5 protein-coding genes are annotated in these 4,078 nt (G+C 41.0%); 3 read left to right on the top strand and 2 right to left on the bottom strand.

Going from position 1 to position 4,078, the window contains the following annotated elements; translation table 11 throughout:
- The first annotated feature begins 102 nt into the window (after positions 1-102).
- Both ABF638_RS36940 and ABF638_RS36935 read left to right on the top strand, forming a co-directional pair.
- A complete protein-coding gene (locus tag ABF638_RS36940) occupies positions 103-1,125 on the top strand; it encodes an HNH endonuclease (RefSeq protein ID WP_435027712.1) in 1,023 nt (340 codons plus the stop codon).
- Entirely contained in the window at positions 1,122-1,265 is a 144-nt protein-coding gene (locus ABF638_RS36935) for a hypothetical protein (RefSeq protein ID WP_435027711.1), read from the top strand. The genes ABF638_RS36940 and ABF638_RS36935 overlap by 4 nt, the downstream gene beginning before the upstream one ends.
- Before the next feature lie 16 nt (positions 1,266-1,281).
- Here ABF638_RS36935 and ABF638_RS36930 read toward each other — a convergent pair whose 3' ends face one another.
- Positions 1,282-1,551, bottom strand: coding sequence for a DUF5996 family protein (locus tag ABF638_RS36930; RefSeq protein WP_435027710.1), 270 nt, complete (start codon positions 1,549-1,551; stop codon positions 1,282-1,284).
- Between the two features lie 342 nt (positions 1,552-1,893).
- Between ABF638_RS36930 and ABF638_RS36925 the strand changes: the two genes are divergently transcribed.
- Positions 1,894-3,354: an FAD-binding protein gene (locus ABF638_RS36925; RefSeq protein ID WP_435027709.1), complete on the top strand. Its 1,461-nt coding sequence runs from the start codon at positions 1,894-1,896 to the stop codon at positions 3,352-3,354.
- Between the two features lie 108 nt (positions 3,355-3,462).
- On the opposite strand, the gene ABF638_RS36920 is transcribed toward ABF638_RS36925, so the two are convergent.
- The coding region (locus ABF638_RS36920; protein ID WP_435027708.1) for a metallophosphoesterase at positions 3,463-4,078 on the bottom strand (616 nt) is incomplete at its 5' end.

Genomic DNA, 4,078 nt, shown 5'->3' with positions numbered 1-4,078 from the left:
CTTAATGGTTTACTTGCTGTCTGATTAGGTGTTTCTTCCAAAAGTGGATGCTCCCAGAAGCTGGACTAAATACAACATCTTAAAATTAGAAATTACTCGAATATGGATTTTATTAACCAAGCACGAAATTTGACGGATACGCTCAAAGATAAAGTGCAAGAAGCAGCAACTAATACAGCAAACGGGATACAAGAGGTTGTTGATGGAATCAAAAATACTACTATAGAGATTACTACCTCAAGTATTAATGCATTTACTGATTTACCTGCAACAGCACAGCAGGGTTTTCAAGCTGTACAAAATGTAGGTAAAGCATTAGAAGGCACTGCAATTGGTGTGACAACTTCGAGTGTAGCTATAGCAGAGGCATTACAAAACTTGCCTAAGACAGCTACGGAACTAGCCCTAGAGATGCCCAAGATTGCATATAGATTGAGGTATCGTGCTGGTCTGAGAACTGGGGATTTACCTCGCTCTGATGCAGATGTCATGAAGCTGTTTGAGAAAATTCCTGGAACATCAAAGCTAGGAGCTAACGAACGGACTATTCGTGAATTCTTGAGCGATAAACATGGGAGCCATATCATTCCACGCTCTCAAGGAGGCTCAAACGGTGCTAATAACATTGTATGGGAAGTGGGCGCTGATAATCTCCGTCGCGGAGCCGAAGTTATGACTGTTGGGGAGCAGTTTTATATTCGGGTTTATAATGCAGTAGATTCTGTTGTCAGCAATTCAGGAACAATTGCTAAGTTGGGGATCACTGCTACAGGAACCGCTATTCTTACCCAAGTTATAGTCACAGCGATTTCATACTCCTTGGATCTTTATCGGGGCGACATTACTGTTGAAGAATATAAAAATTTAATTGTAGAAGCGGCAAAGGCAGCAGGTATTGCGACACCGATTGTTTTTCTGATCCTAGTGGCTGTATTGGCGTTATTTCCAGAATTTACAGTTGTATTATCTGCACCAGTCGTTATTGCAGGTTTCAATGCCTTATTTGGCATGAGTATTGCGATGCCGATAGTACAATCGCTACTTCGTCATGCTCAAGCTGGTGGTTTTGGCACAGAAACTGCTGATGCTTACAGAAATGCGCTTGGTGGATCTGCGCCTACTTGAAATCTGCGACAAATTTTAACTGGAGTGCTGGTTTTAGCTTCAAGGCTACTCTTGTTTGGGCTGACTACACACATCAACCTTTAATGCGATCGCGGCAGGTGTTTTTAGAAGCCGTATTGAATTTTGAACAGATTTACTGATAAAGATTGTCTAAAATTAGCTTTTCAGTACTGGAGCGTAGTCTAATGCAGCACGATCCCATTGTGCTAAATTGGCTGCCGCTTCGTATGTAGATTGTAAAAACGTAAGTACCATTGCATCTGGGTCGTTAGCCTGGCGCACTACTTCGTAGGGCAGGATAAATTCTCTCATGTCTGAGCTATAACTCGCTTCTTGTGGCCCAATGGGGTAATCTTTAAATCCTTCAGGTTCTGGGTAAGCATAGGCAAGGTTTATTTCACCGGATGCTACAAGATTTGATAGCAATGAACTGATTGTAGAGCTAAAGCGATGTCTACGACGGGCTATTTGGTGTCGCTATTTACAAGCGTTCGCTAAAAAATAGTAAACCAAAAAGTTTTTCCTCAAAGAGCGATCGCTTCCCTGTTGCTTTTCTTCTTGTATTTTATGAGGGCGATTTTGACTCAGTAATAGTCTTAACAGTATTTAACCGTATTTCTGATGAAATGATTGTATATTTTTTATTTAATGGCTGTACCATCAAATCAAATTTTTCACTGAATGGAAATTTAACTTTAGTTAAGTAAATGCTAAAACTAGCAGTATATTTACTTAATTAGATAACGATTATAGTACCAAGTAAAAATTATGGGACAAAACACTTCACGTCGCTCAGTTTTACAAGGTTTGATTACCAGTGCAATTGTGATCGGGTTTGATTTAACTACTCGTTCCTGGGTAACATCTGCCAGTGCCATATCTGTTTTTGAAAGTTTACCTTCCTTAGATGGAGTACTTTACACTGATAATGCGACACTTACTGATGCCAGTATTGATTTTGGTAACATCGTCCATCGTCAACCGATAGCAGTACTTAAACCAGGCTCAATTGAGGATATTGTTCAAATTATTCAATTCGCTCGGACGAGAAAGCTCAAAGTTGCCCCGCGCGGTCAGGGTCACTCTACCTACGGTCAGTCGCAAGTAGAAGCAGGCATCGTCATTGATTTAAGTACCCTCAACAAGATTCATTTCATTGGTACAGACCGAGCAATTGTTGATGCGGGGGTCTTGTGGAGTCAACTGCTGCAACAAACACTTGCTATGGGATTAACACCGCCTGTTCTTACCGATTATATCGAGCTTTCTGTAGGCGGCACTTTATCCGTGGGGGGTATTGGTGGTGCAACTCACCGTTATGGTGTGCAAGTTGATAATGTTTTAGAACTGAAGGTAGTTACTGGTACTGGTCATCTCGAAACTTGTTCACCCTCGTACAATCGCAATTTATGGCTTGCAGTACTAGCAGGGCTAGGCCAATTTGGAATTATCGTACAGGCAACTGTTAAGCTAATTCCTGCCACTACCAATACCCGTGTGTTTCAGTTGTATTATGACGATTTAGCTACCTTTACTCGTGACCAACGCCAAATCATAAATGATGAGCGCTTTAACTATGTAGAAGGTCAGTTAGTTTCTAATAATGCTGGTGGATGGCGTTATCTGCTAGAAGCGGCTAGCTTTTACAGTCCTCCTTCTGTACCTAATAACAACCGATTGCTTCGGGGATTAAACTATACTCCCGGTACAGAACAAATAGAGGATAAAACTTACTTTGATTTTCTCAACCGTTTAGCTCCGACAGTTGCCTTTCTCAAATCGATTGGTGTTTGGTCAAATCCTCATCCTTGGTTGAACCTGTTTGTACCAGGTAGTGCAGTTAACAGTTTTGTTGGTGAGGTCGCTGCCAATTTAACGCTAGCCGACACAGGTCTTGGGCCAATTCTGCTGTATCCAGTTAAAACTAAACGCTTTGGGCTACCCAATTTCCGGGTTCCGAGCCAGAAGGTTGTGTTTCTATTTGCTCTATTGCGAACAGCAGTGCCACCGGATGATTCTGTAATTACAAAAATGCTCAATGATAATCGTAGACTTTTTGAGCAAAATCGTGATTTGGGTGGTTATCAATATCCTGTAAACGCTCTGTCTTTCTCCCCTCATGATTGGCAGCAGCATTTCCGTCCAGTTTGGGGAAATCTGGTAAGTGCAAAGCGACGTTACGATCCAGATAATTTACTAACACCAAGTCAGGGCATTTTCGCAAATTGATAGGAATGTAAGAATAATTTCACTACTGGAATTGACCAGATACAGACCAGATGCTACTTCTAATAAAGATTTAGTTATTTATATGCACTGTTAAGGTAATGATCACTCTTAGGGCGGTTGTAGTCCCTTGAATGAGTGAATGTCAGCAGATGTAATAACTGAGCGGTTCAGAAACCACTCAAAATAGCTAATCTCTGGAATTACACCCATTCTCACTGGTAAAACGGAAACTCCTAGTCCACGCGATACGTACAGGGCAATCGCACCATCTCGATACCAACCACTGACATAACGTCCGCTACCAGGCGGGCGTAAAGGAGCAAAGCCAAAGAATGATAATTGTCCACCATGAGTATGGCCTGATAACATATATTGTGGTTTGTATTGTGTTATCTTTGCTAACTCATCACTTGAAAATGAGTCTCGATATGCTGGTGAGTGGGCGAGTAATAAATGGTTTTGTTGAGGACGAAGACCTTGAAGTGATTTGATTAAATCGGGTTTACTGACTAAATCATCCAATCCCGTGATTAATATAGAATATTCGCCATATTTATGTAAAATACTTTGATTAACTAATAAGCTGCAATTATAAGTGGCATAGATTTTTGTCAAACGTTTTAAATCGACACCTGCCCAGTATTCCCAATTACCCATAATTGCATACTTAGGGATTTGCAAGAAAATAAGATACCAATTAAACGGGGAAAATTGTGATATCCCA

It is taken from the genome of Nostoc sp. CALU 1950 (genome assembly GCF_051172895.1).
GTDB lineage: Bacteria > Cyanobacteriota > Cyanobacteriia > Cyanobacteriales > Nostocaceae > Nostoc > Nostoc edaphicum_A.
The sequence above is the reverse complement of the archived record's forward strand: the minus strand, read 5'-3'. Positions and strand labels throughout refer to the sequence as shown.